11 protein-coding genes are annotated in these 15,757 nt (G+C 66.1%); 5 read left to right on the forward strand and 6 right to left on the reverse strand.

All coding sequences use genetic code 11. The annotated features are described in order from the left end of the window. Positions 1 to 442: 442 nt before the first annotated feature. From XM48_RS03655 to XM48_RS03675, 5 genes are all read right to left on the reverse strand, one after another. Positions 443 to 1,312: a hypothetical protein gene (locus tag XM48_RS03655; protein ID WP_046454437.1), complete on the reverse strand. Its 870-nt coding sequence runs from the start codon at positions 1,310 to 1,312 to the stop codon at positions 443 to 445. A 114-nt stretch (positions 1,313 to 1,426) separates the two neighbouring features. Next, positions 1,427 to 4,948 carry a MobF family relaxase gene (gene mobF / locus XM48_RS03660; RefSeq protein ID WP_197074134.1) on the reverse strand — a complete coding sequence of 1,174 codons (3,522 nt, stop codon included), beginning with the start codon at positions 4,946 to 4,948 and terminating at the stop codon, positions 1,427 to 1,429. A 139-nt stretch (positions 4,949 to 5,087) separates the two neighbouring features. Continuing rightward, complete coding sequence (locus XM48_RS18200; protein ID WP_052961275.1) at positions 5,088 to 5,525, reverse strand: hypothetical protein; 438 nt, start codon at positions 5,523 to 5,525, stop codon at positions 5,088 to 5,090. Positions 5,526 to 6,416: 891 nt separating this feature from the next. Further along, the gene (locus XM48_RS03670; RefSeq protein WP_052961276.1) at positions 6,417 to 7,301 is read right to left on the reverse strand and encodes a DNA-processing protein DprA; all 885 of its coding nucleotides are present in this window, start codon (positions 7,299 to 7,301) and stop codon (positions 6,417 to 6,419) included. A 97-nt stretch (positions 7,302 to 7,398) separates the two neighbouring features. After that, positions 7,399 to 9,051 carry a ParB N-terminal domain-containing protein gene (locus XM48_RS03675; protein WP_052961277.1) on the reverse strand — a complete coding sequence of 551 codons (1,653 nt, stop codon included), beginning with the start codon at positions 9,049 to 9,051 and terminating at the stop codon, positions 7,399 to 7,401. Positions 9,052 to 9,616: 565 nt separating this feature from the next. Here XM48_RS03675 and XM48_RS03680 point away from each other — a divergent pair. From XM48_RS03680 to XM48_RS03695, 4 genes are all read left to right on the forward strand, one after another. Next, a complete protein-coding gene (locus XM48_RS03680; RefSeq protein WP_084820951.1) occupies positions 9,617 to 10,705 on the forward strand; it encodes an ArdC-like ssDNA-binding domain-containing protein in 1,089 nt (362 codons plus the stop codon). A 20-nt stretch (positions 10,706 to 10,725) separates the two neighbouring features. Beyond that, positions 10,726 to 11,454, forward strand: a complete 729-nt coding sequence (locus XM48_RS03685) for a DUF2637 domain-containing protein (RefSeq protein WP_046454438.1) — start codon at positions 10,726 to 10,728, stop codon at positions 11,452 to 11,454. Continuing rightward, entirely contained in the window at positions 11,451 to 11,885 is a 435-nt protein-coding gene (locus tag XM48_RS03690; RefSeq protein WP_046454439.1) for a hypothetical protein, read from the forward strand. The genes XM48_RS03685 and XM48_RS03690 overlap by 4 nt, the downstream gene beginning before the upstream one ends. Before the next feature lie 569 nt (positions 11,886 to 12,454). Next, positions 12,455 to 14,131, forward strand: a complete 1,677-nt coding sequence (locus XM48_RS03695; protein ID WP_046454440.1) for an arginine--tRNA ligase — start codon at positions 12,455 to 12,457, stop codon at positions 14,129 to 14,131. 91 nt (positions 14,132 to 14,222) lie between these two features. Here XM48_RS03695 and XM48_RS03700 read toward each other — a convergent pair whose 3' ends face one another. Then, the gene (locus XM48_RS03700; RefSeq protein ID WP_046454441.1) at positions 14,223 to 15,056 is read right to left on the reverse strand and encodes an SDR family NAD(P)-dependent oxidoreductase; all 834 of its coding nucleotides are present in this window, start codon (positions 15,054 to 15,056) and stop codon (positions 14,223 to 14,225) included. A gap of 81 nt (positions 15,057 to 15,137) precedes the next feature. Between XM48_RS03700 and XM48_RS03705 the strand changes: the two genes are divergently transcribed. After that, positions 15,138 to 15,755, forward strand: a complete 618-nt coding sequence (locus tag XM48_RS03705; RefSeq protein WP_084820955.1) for a TetR family transcriptional regulator — start codon at positions 15,138 to 15,140, stop codon at positions 15,753 to 15,755. The last annotated feature ends 2 nt before the right edge of the window (positions 15,756 to 15,757 follow it).

Here is a 15,757-nt window from a genome sequence, read left to right on the forward strand (position 1 = left end):
GCTCTCACGGCGTCTGGCGACCGCGACGACGTCCGCGCGGAACTCTCTGGGATAGGGACCGGGCATGATGACATCCTCCCCGCCAGCGCCTCCCGGCACTAACGATCAGTTGTAACCGGTTCGTTCCTCACGCCCCGGCGTCATGATCGACTCGTACCATGACGCCGAGGTCCGCTACGCGAATCCCACATGGGCAAACCTGTCCGAGGGGTTCGCAACAACCCAAGGGGGCTGGGACCAGATCCCCTTGACTGCCGGAGAAGGCCAGACGCAAATCTCTGGAAACCTTGCCGATCCAGCCCAACTACAGGCATGGAAGGACTACTGGCACCAGCATGCCCGCCCGATCATCGTGATGAAGACCAGCAGATAGATCTGCCTGATTCGCCAATCAGCTTCGTCCTACGCCCGCGGTAGCGACGCGGCTCGTTCCCGGACCTCTTCAGAGTTGTTTGACGACGATCCCGGCCGTGTTCTTCCTGATCGCCTCGGGGAGCTCGAACCCAGCAAGAGCATCCATGACGTAGGCCGGTGGTGTCCGTCTCAGGCCTCGGAGGATGTTGGGATAGTAGGGCACCCCGAAATGCCCTCGGTCCAATGGGTACTCGGTGAAGATCTGCTGACCATCGGTAGTGATCCGCTCTTCGGTAGCAAGCGAGAACTGACCTCTCCTGGCTTCGGCGACGCGCTCAAAGAGCATCTTGGCGATCTGGCGAGCGCCGTGCTGTGGCTCGAGGAGGAAACTTCGCAGTCCGGGATCGACGCGGTCAAGGTGTAGTTCGAGCGAAAGATCGACATGGGTGCCCGCGTCGGCGAATGACTCCAACGGGCGCGAAGCGCGATAGGCCGCTTCTCCGTCCTTCTGATCGAACCCTCCCCCGATCGTGCCGAGGAGAGCCGGAAGAAGAGAGATGGCCTCCATCGCGCATCGCTCGCAGTCATCCTCGACATGTGCGCTGCTGCGGCACGTTACAGGAGCCCGGTACCTCTGGGTGCCCAGATACAGCGCATAGACCGGGGCGAGATCGAGTTCAGCTGCGGTGGCCGATAGATTCTTGTACTGGCGCCAGTCGCCAGGGTAAGGGAAGTCAATCTCCCATTTTGTGCCGATGCGGAGACGCTTGGCCTGTACCAGCATTCCAAAGGCCTCGCCTACGTCGTCTAGCCACCACCACACCCAATCAGCACCGGTGACGCCTTCCTGATTCTGATTGAACTTCGCCGACTTCACGAATGGTCGCGCGTGCTGCAGGATGATGTCGGTGACCGTGGTTTCGTTCCATGTCTCACCCGCGTCTTCGTTGGATCTCATGTGTGATTCGGCCGCTCGCCGTGCGCGCCGGAAGGACTCCAACAAATCGGTCGCGGGTCCATGGCTGTCCATGCACTTATGATCCCAGCCGCGAGTGCCAGCGTCCATGCGCCGTCAGCGCTGAAGACCTTCTCGCGATACCGCCGCGGCGCCCGGCGGGGGCACGTTCCCCGCGCCAGCCGAGAGAAGAGCTTCGACGCGTTCCCGATCCAGCCGGTGCTGGGTGTCATCAGATCGCGACCCAAGCAGCGTGTCGGCATCTACGCGATAGCGGTCACGGTAGGCCACCACAACTCGGAGCCTCATGTTCCACTTTTCCCAGGCGTCCGTGCCCTTCTGCGGTATTGATCCAAGGCCTTTGATCCATGCCGGGCGAGTGTTGATTGCTTCGTCGGCGAGAACTTCGGCGCGGTCCTCGATGTGTTTGTGGAGTTCGTCGAGAGCACGTCGCATATCGGCGGGCATGGGGCCGGTGGCTTCGGGGATGAACCCAGCGATGAACCGGCGACGCTGGCTGATGCGGCGTCCGGGCGTGGTGCGGGTCGCAAGCTGCTGGATACGGTGACGCAACAGGCTCACGGGATCGTCAGCGCTTGCGATAGGGCCGGCTTTGAGTGCGCGGGTGATGAGGCGTTCGGGCTGGTGTCCGGTGGCTTCTGCTCGCCGGAGCGTGGTCACGATCGATCCGAACGTCTCGGAGTCGGTGATCTGCGCCAGCATGTCAGGTTCGAGCCCGGCCTGTTCCAGGAGCTCGGTGATGTGCTCGGCTTGGGCCGCTTGCGCGATCGTCTCGTACTGGTCTGCGAGGTGCGCGATAGAAGCCCATGCTTGATGCTCGGCCTCGATCGTCTCGTGAGCGGACTTCTCCGCACCCTCGTGCTGTAGGACGCCGTGGAGGATGCTGCGGGCCGTTGGTTCACCGTCGGAGAGTTGATGCTCTTCGAGGTGTGCTTCGTCGGTGGCGACGTAGGCGGTGTTAGATGCCCTGCCGCGGGTCATCGCGACATAGAAGTTCTCCCGCGTCATCGAGGAGGAGTGCACGATCGCGTGGGCAGTGTCGACGGTGGAGCCTTGCGCCCTGTGCGCGGTGACGGCGTATCCGAGGTCGACGTGCTCGGCGACGTACGCGGCGGGGAGGAGCACTTTTGTGGCGTTGCGTGCGTCTGCGCGGGCGACGGTGAGGGAGCCGTCGTCGTGGTGTGCGGTGACGCGCCACCGGTCCCCGTTCTTCACCCACGATCCGCTGACCGTGGAGAGGCGTCGGTCGTTCTTGCGGGTGATGATGATGTCCCCGGTCCCGGCCTGGGTGCCGTCGCGGAGGGTGTTGCCGTGTGGTGTGACGTGGCCGTCGAGGATGCGGTCGTCGCGTGCTCGGGTGTTGAGCTCGGTAGCTGTCTCGTTCGTTTCGGCGATCAAAAGGCTGGTCTTGCCGTCCGCGATGTCCGCGTACCAGGACCGGTAGGCCGCTTCCAGGATGTCTTCGTAGTCGCCGCCGACGATGCGGCCTTCATCGTCGTAGGTGTCGATGACGTCGGTCTTGCCGAGCCGGAGTTGCAGGGAGGCTCGTTTTTCCCAGTCGGCGTGAAACCGTCGTACGTCCGCGAGTTCTGGGGCGTCGCCGCGGTCTCGGGTGAGGAGTCCGAACGCGCCTCCGGCGTCGACGGCGGTGAGTTGTGCCCAGTCCCCCACGAGCACGACTTTCGCACTAACCTCAGCAGCATGCGTGGTGATGCGTTCGAGGGCGAGGGTGCCGGCGAGTGAGGACTCGTCAATGATGACAAGCTGACCGGCGGTCAGGTTCCAGCGGCCGTGGTCGTGTTCGTGGAGCCATTTTGCGGTGTTGTCTGTCTCGATCCCGAGATCTTCCGCGAGAACTTCCGCGGCTGCAGCTGAGGGCGCCAATCCGATCACGCTCTGCTCCCCGTGCGTTTTCTCCCATGCGCGGCGCAACGCGCCGAGCGTGGTCGTTTTCCCGGTTCCGGCGGGTCCGACGAGGAGGTCGATGGTGCGGCCGGAGACGGCGATCTTCTCCACGGCCGTCTGTTGCTCGACCGACAATGTGATCCCACGATCGTCGGGGCGGGCGACGACGCCTCCGACAGTTCGTAGAGGAACGGTGGGTGCGGTGGTGGTGCGTGAGAGCTCGAGGAGGGTGTCTTCGGCGTCGAGGATGCGGGTGGAGGAGTAGATCGTGTGGTGCTTGGGACGGAACATGCTCGACCCGTCTTCGCGGGTGAACTCCGCCGGCGGGTTCACCAGTTCCGGGGGCGTGAGGGTCAGCGAGGCCTGCTCCGCGGCGTCAACGATCATCCCGATAACGGATTCTCGGTCGTTGTTGGAAGCGAACCGGAGCCCCATCGTCTGCCGTGAAGCCTCCGCATGCAGGTTCCAGCGCCGCCACGTCGATCGTTTCACCCCCACCTGCGCAACCACCGCCTCTCCAATCTGGCGAAGTTGTTCCAGGGGAAGGTCGTCCGCACGCAGGACACCAATGTGCGTGCCGGACTGGATCAGGGTCATCGCCCAGGTGGTGCAGTCCTCCCCCAGCACCTGAGTGGCACGGTCACGCCACTCCGCCGTCAGGTCCGCGAGAGAACGTACTTCCTTCTCGGGCCGGGTCGCGAGCGTCGCTTGCTGGCGCAGCCGGATGATCGTCGTCTCAGACGGGTGCTTCCCATGCCTTGCGACGTACTCCTCGATGAGGCGTTGCTTCTCCGTCTCGATCGCCGCCGTCCGGGACGAAAACTCCCCCAACAGGTCATCACTGACGCCGGTGATCTCCCAAGCAGGGTTGCGGTCGCGGCCTCGTTCACGTGCTTCCCACTCCACGCCAAGCACACGCGTGAGGTGATCGGCGAGAACCGCGTTGTAGTGCTCGGACAGGGCGACGACGGCAGCATGCAGGGGTCTTCCGTCCAGGGTGCGCCACTTCCCGTCCGCGGCCTGCACCCGGTTCGCGATCACCACATGCGTATGCAACTGCGGATCCCCCGCACGCGAATCGAAATGATCGAACGCTGTCGCAATCACCCCACGCACGTCGACCTGCGCGACACCGTTCGCGCCGGTCCGTGTAGCAGCAACATCCCGTTCGAGAAGATCGATGACCTCGCGGATAGCGGCGTGATGCGCCTGGCCGATCAGTGCCTGGGTGCCGCCGTCGGAGACAGCCCACAGCACGGAGACTGACTTCGGGACAGAGAATGTGTAGTCGAAGCCGGCGACCGTGCGCGGACGCTTGCGCTGCTTCTCCTCCGCCACGATCTGCTCCACCGCGGCCTCACGCTGATCAGCGTTCAGCGTCTCGGAGAGCTTCGCAGTGCGGATCTTCACCCGCTCCCTGAGAGGTTTGAACGCGAAGTACGCCCGCCCCAACTGCTCCCCCGTCACGGGATGCTCACCACGCCCCAGCAGATGACGCAGCTGATCCTCCGTGACCACTCCACCTTCGGCGAGCACGGGATCCTCGAGACCTGCGAGCCCGTTACCTACCCAAAAGCCGGGCGGTGTTCCTGCAGCACTGTAATAGCGCGTCAGTGAGGTCGCGAGGTCGCGCCCGGTGTCGGCGGCAGCGATGCTCTTGAGGAGGTACCTGTATCCCTCCCCTGCACTGAGCACACGCATCGACACCGTCACACAGGACAGGTACGGCAGCCAGCCACCTGATGTGCACCGGGATCGCTGCTCAGGATGCCTCAATAGATGTACGAGGAGCCACATATGGCCCGCGAGAGAGCAACGGGGGCATCTTGTCGCGTTACAAGTGGGTTTCAGCTCACCTGGCGTTGAGTTCTTCGCGGACTTCGCGCAGGACGCGACGACGGTCTGCACTGCTGTATTCGAGTGGTTCGATGCCTGCCTCTGCCACGGCTTGTTCTCGGTCTCGGATCGCGCGGCGAACTGCGAGGTTTTCGTGTGTGCGCGCTCCGAGAAGTCGGATGGCGGCGGTGATGCCATGGGCGATGAGTTTGAGGGCAGTCCACCAGCAGATGAGCATGCCGAGGTAAAGCCATTCGGTGTGGCCGAGTCTGACGGCTCCGTAGCAGGCCACGCCCGCGACGAAGTAGATCACGCCGAGAAGCGCCGCCGGGATCCCCCATCGGTGTCCGCGTCTGGTACGGAGGAGTGCGGTGAGGCGGTTGCTGGGGAGCCAGCGTTGGCACCAGTGGTAGACGGCGGCGGCGGGGCGCGTGGCGAGGGAGATGAGAAACACGGTGGGCCTCCTTCAACGAGTCGAGCACGTGCGTGCTCGGTTGTGTTGTTGGTGGCTGAGCCCCTTCGCACCGGTGGTGCGTCCTGAAACGCCAATCGTGTATTGCTCGCCTGGTGAGTTCGATTTTACTTGGTGCTGCAGCATTCGTGAAGCCCCCTGTTGCACGGCTCCGAACGGGACTGTTGCAGCGCCTCAGCTGCTGTGTGCACGCGGCGCGCACTACTGTCCTGCCGGGTGGTGCAGCACGCTTCGCGCTGTTTCTGCAACGCTGGCGCGCTCCATCTGACCCATCGCTTCCTCGTTGCTGCAGAGGCAATGCTCGCATCTTCTGCGGGAATGCGGGTGATCGCGTCGGCTTGGACGTAGTGAGCCCTCCCCCGCGTCGGGTGGGCGCGGCCTGGGTCTCTCGAGTTTTGTACTCGTCGACCGTTCGCTTTTACTCTTCGACGGCTCGGGCAAGCGCAGATTACTCTTGCCGTCGCCTCCGCGTGTCCGGTGGCGGGCGCGCGAGGCATCGTGGCTCTTGCTCCGGTCGAAACGGTCCCGTGCTCTCCGGTTTCGGCGACGCATCTGGTGTGGTGTTCGGGGTTTACGACCGCGCGGAGCGCGGGTGCCTGAGCGTACCCTTCGGGGCGGTCGCGCCGGGGGCACGGCGTGTAAATGCAAGACGTGTATCCGACTGTGAGAAGAGCGGGTACGGGGCGTCGTGGAGGAGGTCCGCGGGGCCGGTTTCGGGTCGAGCGGCGGCGGAGCTGGCGCCGGGTGCTGGGTGCGTGGGCTGGTCATGGTGCTGGCGGCGAGGGTCGGGCGCAGCATGCGGTGTGAGAGGGGTTCGGGCGGTGCCGACCGTGGCTTGGTAACGCGGTCGGCGCCGTCCGGGGGTGCTGGCGGTTACTCGTCCACGGTGGGGGCGAGGTCGTCGGCGCTGGTGATGAGGCGGGCGATGCCCGCTTGGATGAGGAGGTGGCATCCCGTGCTGGTGGTGCTCGTGATAGGGCCGGGCACTGCTCCCACCGTGCGCGCGAGGCGGTGCGCGGTGTGCGCGACCTGGGGTGCGCCCGAGCGCGCTCCGGCTTCCACGATCACGGTTGCAGCGGCGAGCGCTGCAAGGATGCGGGTGCGTGCAACGAACCGGGAGCGGGTCGGTGCAACACTCGGCGGGGTCTCGGTGAGCACGAGGCCCTGCTCGGTGACCTGATGTAGCAGGCCGGTGTTGCCTGCCGGGTAGGGGCGGTCGATGCCGGATGCGAGGACGACGATGGGGTGTCCGGATGCGGCGAGGGTTGCGCGGGTGGCGGCGGCGTCGATCCCGTACGCGCCTCCGGTGATGATGCTGCGCCCGGTACTGGTGAGGTCGTGGGCGAGTTCGGCGGCGGCGTGGTCGCCGTAGCTCGTGGCGGCTCTGGCTCCGGTGATCGTCACGGCTCGGGCGGGGGTGCCGGTGAGGAGGTCGAGGTCTCCGGATGCCCAGAGAGCGACGGGGCGTTCCGTGCCGAGGTCGTCGAGCCCGGTGGGCCATTCCGGGTCCGTGGGGATGAGTACCCGGTGGGTGCCGTCTGCGGCGCTGTCGAGGGCGTCGATGACGGTCTGTTCTGCGATGGCGGGCGAGAGCGTATCGAGGGTGTGCTGGACGACGGCGGGGCCGTTGGTGCCGGTGAGACGGGCGACGGGCGGGTTTGGTTCGCCGGGGATGGTCAGACAGGCCAGCGCGATGCGTGCGTAGCGTTCCTGCTGGTCGGGGTCGGCGGTGATGCGGTCGAGAATCTGGGTGCTCATGATGTCTGCTCCTGTGAGGTCGCGAAACGGAAAGAGGGAGCGGGGCCGGTCACCGGCGGCGATGCGATGACCGGCCCCTGTGGTTATTGACGGCGGGTCAGGCGGCGTCTGCGACCTCGGCCCCAGCGTCGGTCGCGTTGTCCTCGTCTGTGCCGCGTGCCTCGGTGGCTTCGGCGGCGTCCGTCTCGGTGGACGGCTCCTCGTCGTCGGCGGGGTTCTCGAGCGCGGTCACGTCCTCCGGCCCGTTCTCCTCGTCGTCGGCGTCACTGGTTGCCTCGTCCTCGTCCGTGCCGCTCTCCTCGTCGGCGGCATCCGTTTCCTCGGTGGGGGTCGGAGCGTCCTCGCCGGGGGTGGCGCTGTCGGGGTCGGTGATGAGGGTTTCGACGTCGGAGAGGGTGTATCCCCATGCGGCGAGCTGTTCGAGGTACTGGCGGATGGACTCGTTGGGGTTGCGCCAACTGTTCTTGTCGGTTGCCGCTTCCATAGCGCCGAGTGCGACGGCGAGCAGTGCGTGTCCGGCCTTGGTCGGGGTGGCCTGGATCATCGCGGCGATGGGGTGCGGCTGCCCGTAGTGGCGCTGGCCGTCGAGGCCCAGGAGGGTCGCGGCCATGTCGTGCCCGTCGTTTGCGGCGCGGGCGACCTCGTAACGGCTGTCCGCGATCACGGTTGCCGCGAACGCGAGCGCCTGAGAGGGCAGACGCTTCCGGCCGAGCAACTTGGTCACCCATGCGCGGCGCACCTTCTCCGCGCTGACCCATGCCTTGTTGTTCGCGACGACGCGGCGACGCTCGGCCTTCTCCTCCTCGGTCATCGCCCCGGATCGGGTGGTGGGCTGGCTGTGCCGGATGGAGGTCAGGCCGTGCTCACGCCAGTTCACAACGACGTGCGCGACGTCGATGCTCCCCCACCGCTCCCCGATAGCGACGGCGTGCCCGTCCTTCCCGGCGTAGTTCTCCTCGGTGACGCGCTCGCCGTCGGCGGTGAGGAGGTCATGGAAGAACGCCACGTCCTCGTCGCCCCATGCCGGGTAGTCCACGACGGTGTATCCGTCTGCTTCGTACTGGGCGCGCAGGGCCGCGATTTCCTCCTTGGTGGCCTTGTCGTCCAGGTGCCGCTGGGCGTAGTGGTCGAACGATTCCGGGTCGCGTGCGGCGATGCTGGTGAGTTCGGCCAGCGCGTCCGGGTCGTCCTCGAACTCGGTGAGGATGAGTGCCTGGTCGAGGGTGAGGGCGTGCTGGGTGACGGCGGTCTTGGCGATGTCGCTTTCGGCGACGGCAAGACCGGTCTTGACGGTGGTGCGCTTGGTGCCGGTCTGCTTGGCGATCGCGGTGACGCTCATCCCGTCCAGCGCCAACTGCCGCCATGCCTCGGCCCGGTCGGTGTCGGTGAGGCCTGCGCGGTGTTCATTGGTGATGTACTGCTGGATGATGCGGATGCGCTTCTCGTCGGAGGCGTCCACGACGTAGACGGGCACGTCCTCGGCGTCTGCCTCGCGGGCAGCGAGGGTGCGGCGCTGGCCGTCGCGGACGATGATGTTTCCGTCCTGGTCGGGGTGGGCGAGGATGGGCACGATCACGCCGTGGAGCTTGATCGAGTTGACGAATGCCCGGTCGAGGTCGACCTGTGAGCGGATGTTGTCCTCCACGACGAGGGCGTGGGGGCTGATCCGGCGAACCTCCGGTCCTTGCACGGCCTCCTGGGCGGGGGTGAGGTCTGCGGCCTGGGTCGGGGTGGTGTCGATGATGGTCATGGCTTTCGGTTCCTTTCCTGAATCCCGGAGGGCCGTCACACCCGGTGGTGTGGCTGTTCCCTCCCTGCCATTGCCTTTCGGCACATGCCGAGAAAAGGGGCCAGGAATGAATGTGCAAGGCCGAAGAGTCAAAAAATCTCCTCCCCCACGCCAGGGGAAGGAGATCTACTATCGGGGAGACTTTTTGCGTGCCTTGCGCAGAAGGGAATGGTCCCGCACAATCAAGCAGCCGAAAGGCAATCCGCAGGATTGCCCAACCAGTGCTGCCACCGCGTCAGCGGTGACCGCCTGACTTTCCGTGCAGAAGCGGCGACAGCGTCAGCCCGCAACTCGGGAGGAATCTGGACACGCGACGGCGAACAGGATGAGCGGCGGAGAGTAGCGAGAGGGCGATGGCGGCTCGGGAGTGCCGGGCACCCGGGATGGTTACTCGCGGGACAGCAGCAGGTTCCCGAGGTCACCTCCAGTACGGACTTGTGGGGTGTGACGCACGCACCTGTCCTCACGAATAGCCGATCCGAGCGTGGTCGGTGCGGACGTGAAGGCGGTGGTCTGAGTGGCCCGAATGAGACGTTCACCGGCCGAGGTGCAGGCGGCGCGTGAAGCCAAGCTCGACGAGATGGCGGAGAAGCTCGAGACTGCCGTCGCGGGGCTGACGACGGGTGAGGATTGGAAGAGGGCAATCGAGTTCGCGGCCCGGTTCAGATCTCGCAGTTTTCGGAACACACTGCTGATCTACGCCCAGCACACCGACGCATACGAACAGGGACAAGTATCGACGCCGGTGCCGACGTACGTAGCGGGGTTCAACCAGTGGAAACAACTCGACCGGTCGGTCGACAAGGGCCAATCCGGGTACATGATCTATGCCCCGGTGATGGGGCGATTCGCGTCGAAAGATCCCTCCGATCCGATGTCGTGGCGCAGACTGCAAGCCCGGGAGAAACCTGCAGCAGGCGAGGTGGTGCGTTCGAAGATCGTCAACGTGAAGCCCGCCTACGTGTGGGATGTGACGCAGACCAGCGGGTCGGAGATCCCGGAGCGGCCAATGCCGCGGCTGCTCGAAGGAGAGGCGCCGGCCGGGCTGTGGGCGGGGCTCGCCGCCCAGGTCGCGACGGAGGGATTCGAGTTGCAGGACGCGGTGGGTGCGACTTCCATCTGGGGAGCGAATGGCGTGACGATCTACGACACGAAGGTTGTCGCAGTTCGCGCGGACATGGACGATGCAGCGCGGGTGAAGACGCTGGCGCACGAACTCGGGCACGTCCGCATGCACGACCCGGCTGAGGCCGTCACCCATCATCGAGGCATCCGAGAGGTAGAAGCGGAGTCGGTGGCGATGATGATCGGCGCGGCGCACGGCATGGACACCAGCGACTACACGATTCCCTACGTCGCGACGTGGGCGCAGTCGGTGGCGGACAAGGAACCGGTGGACGTGGTACGCGAGACCGGCGAGCGGGTGCGTCGCGTGGCACTGGAAATCCTCGACAAGCTGCCGGATGCGGGCATCGGCGATGGGTACCCGCCCGGGCTTGACCACACCGGCCCCGACGCTGAACGGGAGACGTCGCGGGCCCGGACGGTGGAGTTGGGTACGGCGACTCCGGTGCGCACGACGGCGACGGTCGACGTCTCCGTGCCGGCGCTGTGACGGGTATGCCGCAGCGTCGGATGGGTGCCTGGGTCGTCGGTGCCTCGATCATCGGCACGGTGCTGCTGGGAGTCGGCGCGTTCTGGCTATCGTTCACCGCGCTCGCGGACCTCGCGTCCCGCGCGGGCACCGCGGTGGGGCTCGCGTGGGTATGGCCGTTGATCGTGGACGGGGTAATCGTCATCGCGACGATGTCGGTGGTCGCCTTGTCACCGTATGGGCGGGCGGCGACCCGGTATCCATGGCTGCTGTTGGCCGGGGCGGCGCTGGTGTCGATCACGGCGAACATCACGCACGCACTGGTCGCCGCCGACGACACCGTGCCCGGCATAGTGGCGGCACTCGTGGCATCGGTGCCACCGATCGTACTGCTTGCGGCCACGCACTTGACCGTGGAGCTGGGCCGCTATCGCCGCGCCTCGCCGACCGTCGGTGAGGATGCCGATGTCGTCCCGGCCACGACCCTGATGCAGGAAGGGAGGTTGGAGCGTACGCAGGTTCGAGCGTTGGTGTCCGGAACAGTGAGCACAGCAGTCACAGCGGAAGACACGCACGCGGCATCATCTACGCCGAGCCGGGCGCCCGCGGATATGGGCGGGCCTGAAGAGGCGATCCGATTGAGCAAGCGGGGTCTGTCGAACCGACAGATCGCGTTCGAGCTCGGTGTCCATCCGACGACCGTCGGACGGTGGCTGAAATCAGTCGAGAAGCGGTCCGAGACCACAGTGGAGAAAGAGGAGGAGTCATGAAAACGGGTGACGACGAGCGGTACATCCCGCTGAAGCAGGATGGCAGGGATTCGGTAGTGACTGTAGCGTCGGAACGAACGGCTGGGCCGGAGCGTGTGGAGACGGCGCAAATGGATTCGGACGCGCTGGCTCGCTTGTCGGACCCGGCGTTGGCGGCGCGTCGGGAGCGCATCGCCGCTCAGGTGAAGGATCGTTCGCGGCTGACCTGGATGCCCGCATCGGAACTGATGCGACACAGCAGCCAACGTGCCGCGGACGCGATCAGTCGCGGACAGGAGAGGCTGCACCGGGCTGTGCGGGACGCCACGGTAGCCGGTACAAGGAAGGTGGCGCAGGCCGTCGGCGAGCGGGTACGAGAGTTGGGCACGCCGCGCCCCGTAATCGGGCGACCGCAGCAGAGCGAACCTGTGGTGAGTCGTCAGAGCATCTGAGCGGCACCGCATCGGAGACCGACGCCTTGTGCACTGCGCAGCGGAGGGCCAGTCGATCCGGCGGGCGCGTCGAGTTCGCTGATGTGCGGGAGGTCAGACGCGACATACGCAACTTTTGGTCTTTGGGGTCCAGTCTGCGTCTAGGGTGGTCTACAGGGCGGCCCTACGCTGTCCGGCGAGGCCGTGAGGACGGTGGACACATTGAACGTGACTAGCCCGGGCCACGTAACCGGGAATCTGAATTCGCAAAGCAGGCGAAGCCCCAGCGAGCGAAGCAACACGGATGCCCTCACTCGACCACAGCGTGGCGAGCGTTGCAGCGAGCCCCTTTCCACGCTGCTCGACCGGGTGCCAATGGGCTGGACCCGTGTTGTCTACAACGGACATCCCTACGGACTAGCTCGAACGGAGCACGCAGGCGGACGAAGCGTCAGCATCTACGCCGAGGAACTAGGGGGAAATGATCTAGTCAGCGCCAATGTGTACCGGACTCAGGACGCTGACTGCCTCCGGGCCTGTGAGATCCCTGACGCAAAGGTTCTCGCATTCCTACGCGGGTGGTCCCCGGGGTGACAAAGGGTCTCGCCGCCGCTCTCCTCGCCGTCGTAGCGCCGATCGCCGCGCGGCGATGCCCGGAGAAAGCGCTCGTTCTCAGTGCCACCGACATGGTGCTGGAACGTCCACGGAACCGCGATCATGGTGACTGGGCCAGCAGCATCGCCATGAAGATCGCCAAGCGTCTCGGTGCGGACCCGTACGAGCTGGCGCGGGAGATCGCCGAGGAGCTCGCCTCGGCGGACGGCATCGCCTCGGTCCAGGTGGCGGGACCTGGCTTCATCAACATCCGCGTCGAGGCGGGAGCCGCGGGCGCTCTCGCGAAGACGATCGTCGAGGCGGGCGTCGACTACGGCCGCAACGACACGCAGGTCGGCAACACGATCAACCTCGAGTTCGTGAGCGCGAACCCCACGGGCCCGCTGCACATCGGCCACACCCGCTGGGCCGCGCTGGGCGACAGCATCGGCCGGGTGCTGCAGTTCTCGGGCGCGACGCTGGCGCGCGAGTTCTACATCAACGATGCCGGCGTGCAGATGGACCGCTTCGGCGCCTCCGTGCTGGCCGCGATAAAGGGCGAGCCCACGCCCGAGGGCGGTTACCCGGGCGAGTACGTGGCGGAGCTCGGTCGTCGCGTGCTCGAGGCGCGTCCGGGAATCCTGAGCCTGCCGGCCGACGAGCAGCTCGTCGCCGCGCGCGACGACGCGTACGCGCTGCAGCTGACGGAGATCGAAGGCTCGCTCGCGAAGTTCAACGTGCACTTCGACGTGTGGTTCTCGGAGCGCGTGCTGCATGCCGCGGGCGAGGCGGGAGGGCCGGGCCTCGTCGACCGCGCCGTGGACCGGCTGCGCGCGCAGGGCTACGTCTTCGACCGGGACGACGCGGTGTGGGTGCGCACCACCGACTTCGGCGACGACAAGGATCGCGTCATCCGCCGCTCCAGCGGCGAGTACACCTACTTCGCCGCCGACGCCGCGTACTACCTGAACAAGGGCGACCGGGGGTTCGCGCACAAGATCTACCTGCTCGGCGCCGATCACCACGGCTATGTGCACCGCCTCAAGGCGCTCGCGGGTGCGGTGGGCGAGGACCCCGAGAAGGACGTCGAGATCCTGATCGGCCAGCTCGTCTCGATCGGCGGTGCCAAGCTCTCGAAACGCGCGGGCAACATCATCGAGCTCGATGACCTGCGCGAGTGGCTCGGCACCGACGCGCTGCGCTACTCGCTCGCGCGCTACCCGGCCGACTCGCCGCTGTCGCTCGACCCCGACCTGCTGCGCAAGCGCACGAACGACAACCCCGTGTTCTACGTGCAGTACGCGCACGCCCGCACGCACAACGTGGCCCGCAACGCCGCCGACGCGGGCGTCGACCGCTCCGAGTTCGCCCCCGAGCTGCTCACGCACGAGACCGAGTCGGCGCTGCTCGGCGCTCTGCAGGAGTTCCCGCGCGTCGTGGCGTTCGCCGCCGAGGCGCGCGAGCCGCACCGCGTCGCACGCTACCTCGAGGAGCTCGCGGGCCTGTACCACCGCTGGTATGACAACTGCCGCGTTACGCCGCTCGGCGATGCACCGGTCGAGACCGTGCATCGAACGCGCCTGTGGCTGAACGACGCCACCGGACAGGTGCTGCGCAACGGCCTCGGCCTGCTGGGTGTTTCGGCGCCCGAGCGGATGTGGCCGACTACCTGAGTGCTTGCGCGGAAGATGCCCGCCCAGAGGGGCCGCCTGGTGATCGATCAGCTCCCTCTGACGTGAGGCCGCGCTCTCCTGCACCCCTCCGCTATCGGGAGTGAAGGAGGCGCTCGCTCGCCGCCCAGAGGTCGCGCGCGAGTGTCTCTTCGTAGGCCTGGCGGTTGGCTCGGCGGATGCGACGCCGTACGAAGTACTCGCCGGATGGGTAGTCGGTTCCGGCTTCAGCGTCTGCGAGCCAGACAAGGGTATCGGCGCCTTTCTCCGGGGTCTGGAGGATGTGCCGTCCGATCCAGGTCTGGTAGACGAGACGGAGGCCGGCGCCGGCCTGGGTGGAGAAGCTGGTCGCGATGTTGCCGGGGTGGAACGCGGCACTGGCCAGGCCGCGGTCTGCGTAGCGGTGGTGCAGTTCTTTGGTGAACAGGATCTGCGCGAGCTTTGCGTTGCCGTACGCGGTAACGGGGTTGTATCGCTTCTGACCGTTCAGGTTCGCGAGGTCGATGCGCCCATAAGCGCGGTTCACGACGCTCGAGGTATTGATGACCGAAGCGCGGGATTCGATCAGCCTCTCCATGAGCAGGCTCGTCAGAAGGAATGGCGCGAGGTAGTTCACCTGGAAGGTAACTTCATGCCCGTCGATGGTCAGTTGCCGGTTCCTGCCGAACACGCCACCGGCGTTGTTGGCCAGGACATCGATGCGCGGGTGACGTTCGAGGAGCAGGTGCGCAAGCGCGCGCACCTGGGCGAGTTCTGCGAAGTCTGCCACGTGGAACTCCTGCTCGAGCTCTTGCGCGATCCGCTGCGTCTTCTCGCGGCTGCGTCCCACGAGAACGATCCGATGGCCCCGTGCGGAGAGGGCGCGGGCCGCCGCCGCGCCGATGCCGTCGCTGGCTCCCGTGATGACGATGACTTTTCGTGTGGGCATCCTGCAGCCCGCCTTCCCGGGACTGTAGTCCCTTTAGTGACACTGTAGTTTCAGTTTCGGGATGACAGTAGCATGAGTGGCATGCTTGAGGATCCTCGCCCACCTGTTCGACCGACCGCTCGGGCTCTTGCGCGAAGCGCGGTGGCGGCCCATGTCGCGGAGACAGCCTTCGAGCTCTTCGCTGACCGCGGATACGAGAGCACGACGGTTGACGACATCTGCACTGCTGCAGGAATCTCCCGCAGCTCGTTCTTCCGCTACTTTCCGACGAAGGAACAGGCACTGCTCAGTCGAGTAATCGGCTTCGGCGAGGAGATGCGCGAGGCGCTGGAGAAGCGCCCCGACGACGAGGCACCGTGGACCGCCTTGCGCCGTTCGCTCGATCCGCTGCTCGCGATCTACAGCACGGACCCCGAACGCGCGATGCGCGTCGCACAGATGCTCACCGGCACGCAGGCTCTCGCCGTGCACCACGCGACGAAGGTCGCGAGTTGGCGCAACACGCTCGGCCCCGAGGTCTCACGCCGACTGGGCAAGGAGTCAGACGATCCCCGCGACCCCCGTCCAGGGGCTTTGATCGCGGCAACCTTTGGATATCTCGACGCCGCGGTCGCCGCTTGGAGCCAAGGAGACGGAGCCCAGCCGCTCGCGACCGTCCTTGACCGCGCGATGGCTGCGATCGGCAGCGATACCGCCTGAGA

This window comes from Leucobacter sp. Ag1 (genome assembly GCF_000980875.1).
GTDB classification, from domain to species: domain Bacteria; phylum Actinomycetota; class Actinomycetes; order Actinomycetales; family Microbacteriaceae; genus Leucobacter; species Leucobacter iarius.

What these genes read in the sequence shown, in the direction of transcription:
- XM48_RS03700 (WP_046454441.1), bottom strand. Translation starts at nt 15,056, where the DNA reads ATGCCCACACGAAAAGTCATCGTCATCACGGGAGCCAGCGACGGCATC.
- XM48_RS03655 (WP_046454437.1), bottom strand. Translation starts at nt 1,312, where the DNA reads ATGAGATCCAACGAAGACGCGGGTGAGACATGGAACGAAACCACGGTC.
- XM48_RS03680 (WP_084820951.1), top strand. Translation starts at nt 9,617, where the DNA reads ATGAGACGTTCACCGGCCGAGGTGCAGGCGGCGCGTGAAGCCAAGCTC.
- XM48_RS03670 (WP_052961276.1), bottom strand. Translation starts at nt 7,301, where the DNA reads ATGAGCACCCAGATTCTCGACCGCATCACCGCCGACCCCGACCAGCAG.
- XM48_RS03690 (WP_046454439.1), top strand. Translation starts at nt 11,451, where the DNA reads ATGAAAACGGGTGACGACGAGCGGTACATCCCGCTGAAGCAGGATGGC.
- XM48_RS03705 (WP_084820955.1), top strand. Translation starts at nt 15,138, where the DNA reads ATGCTTGAGGATCCTCGCCCACCTGTTCGACCGACCGCTCGGGCTCTT.
- XM48_RS03675 (WP_052961277.1), bottom strand. Translation starts at nt 9,051, where the DNA reads ATGACCATCATCGACACCACCCCGACCCAGGCCGCAGACCTCACCCCC.
- XM48_RS03685 (WP_046454438.1), top strand. Translation starts at nt 10,726, where the DNA reads ATGGGTGCCTGGGTCGTCGGTGCCTCGATCATCGGCACGGTGCTGCTG.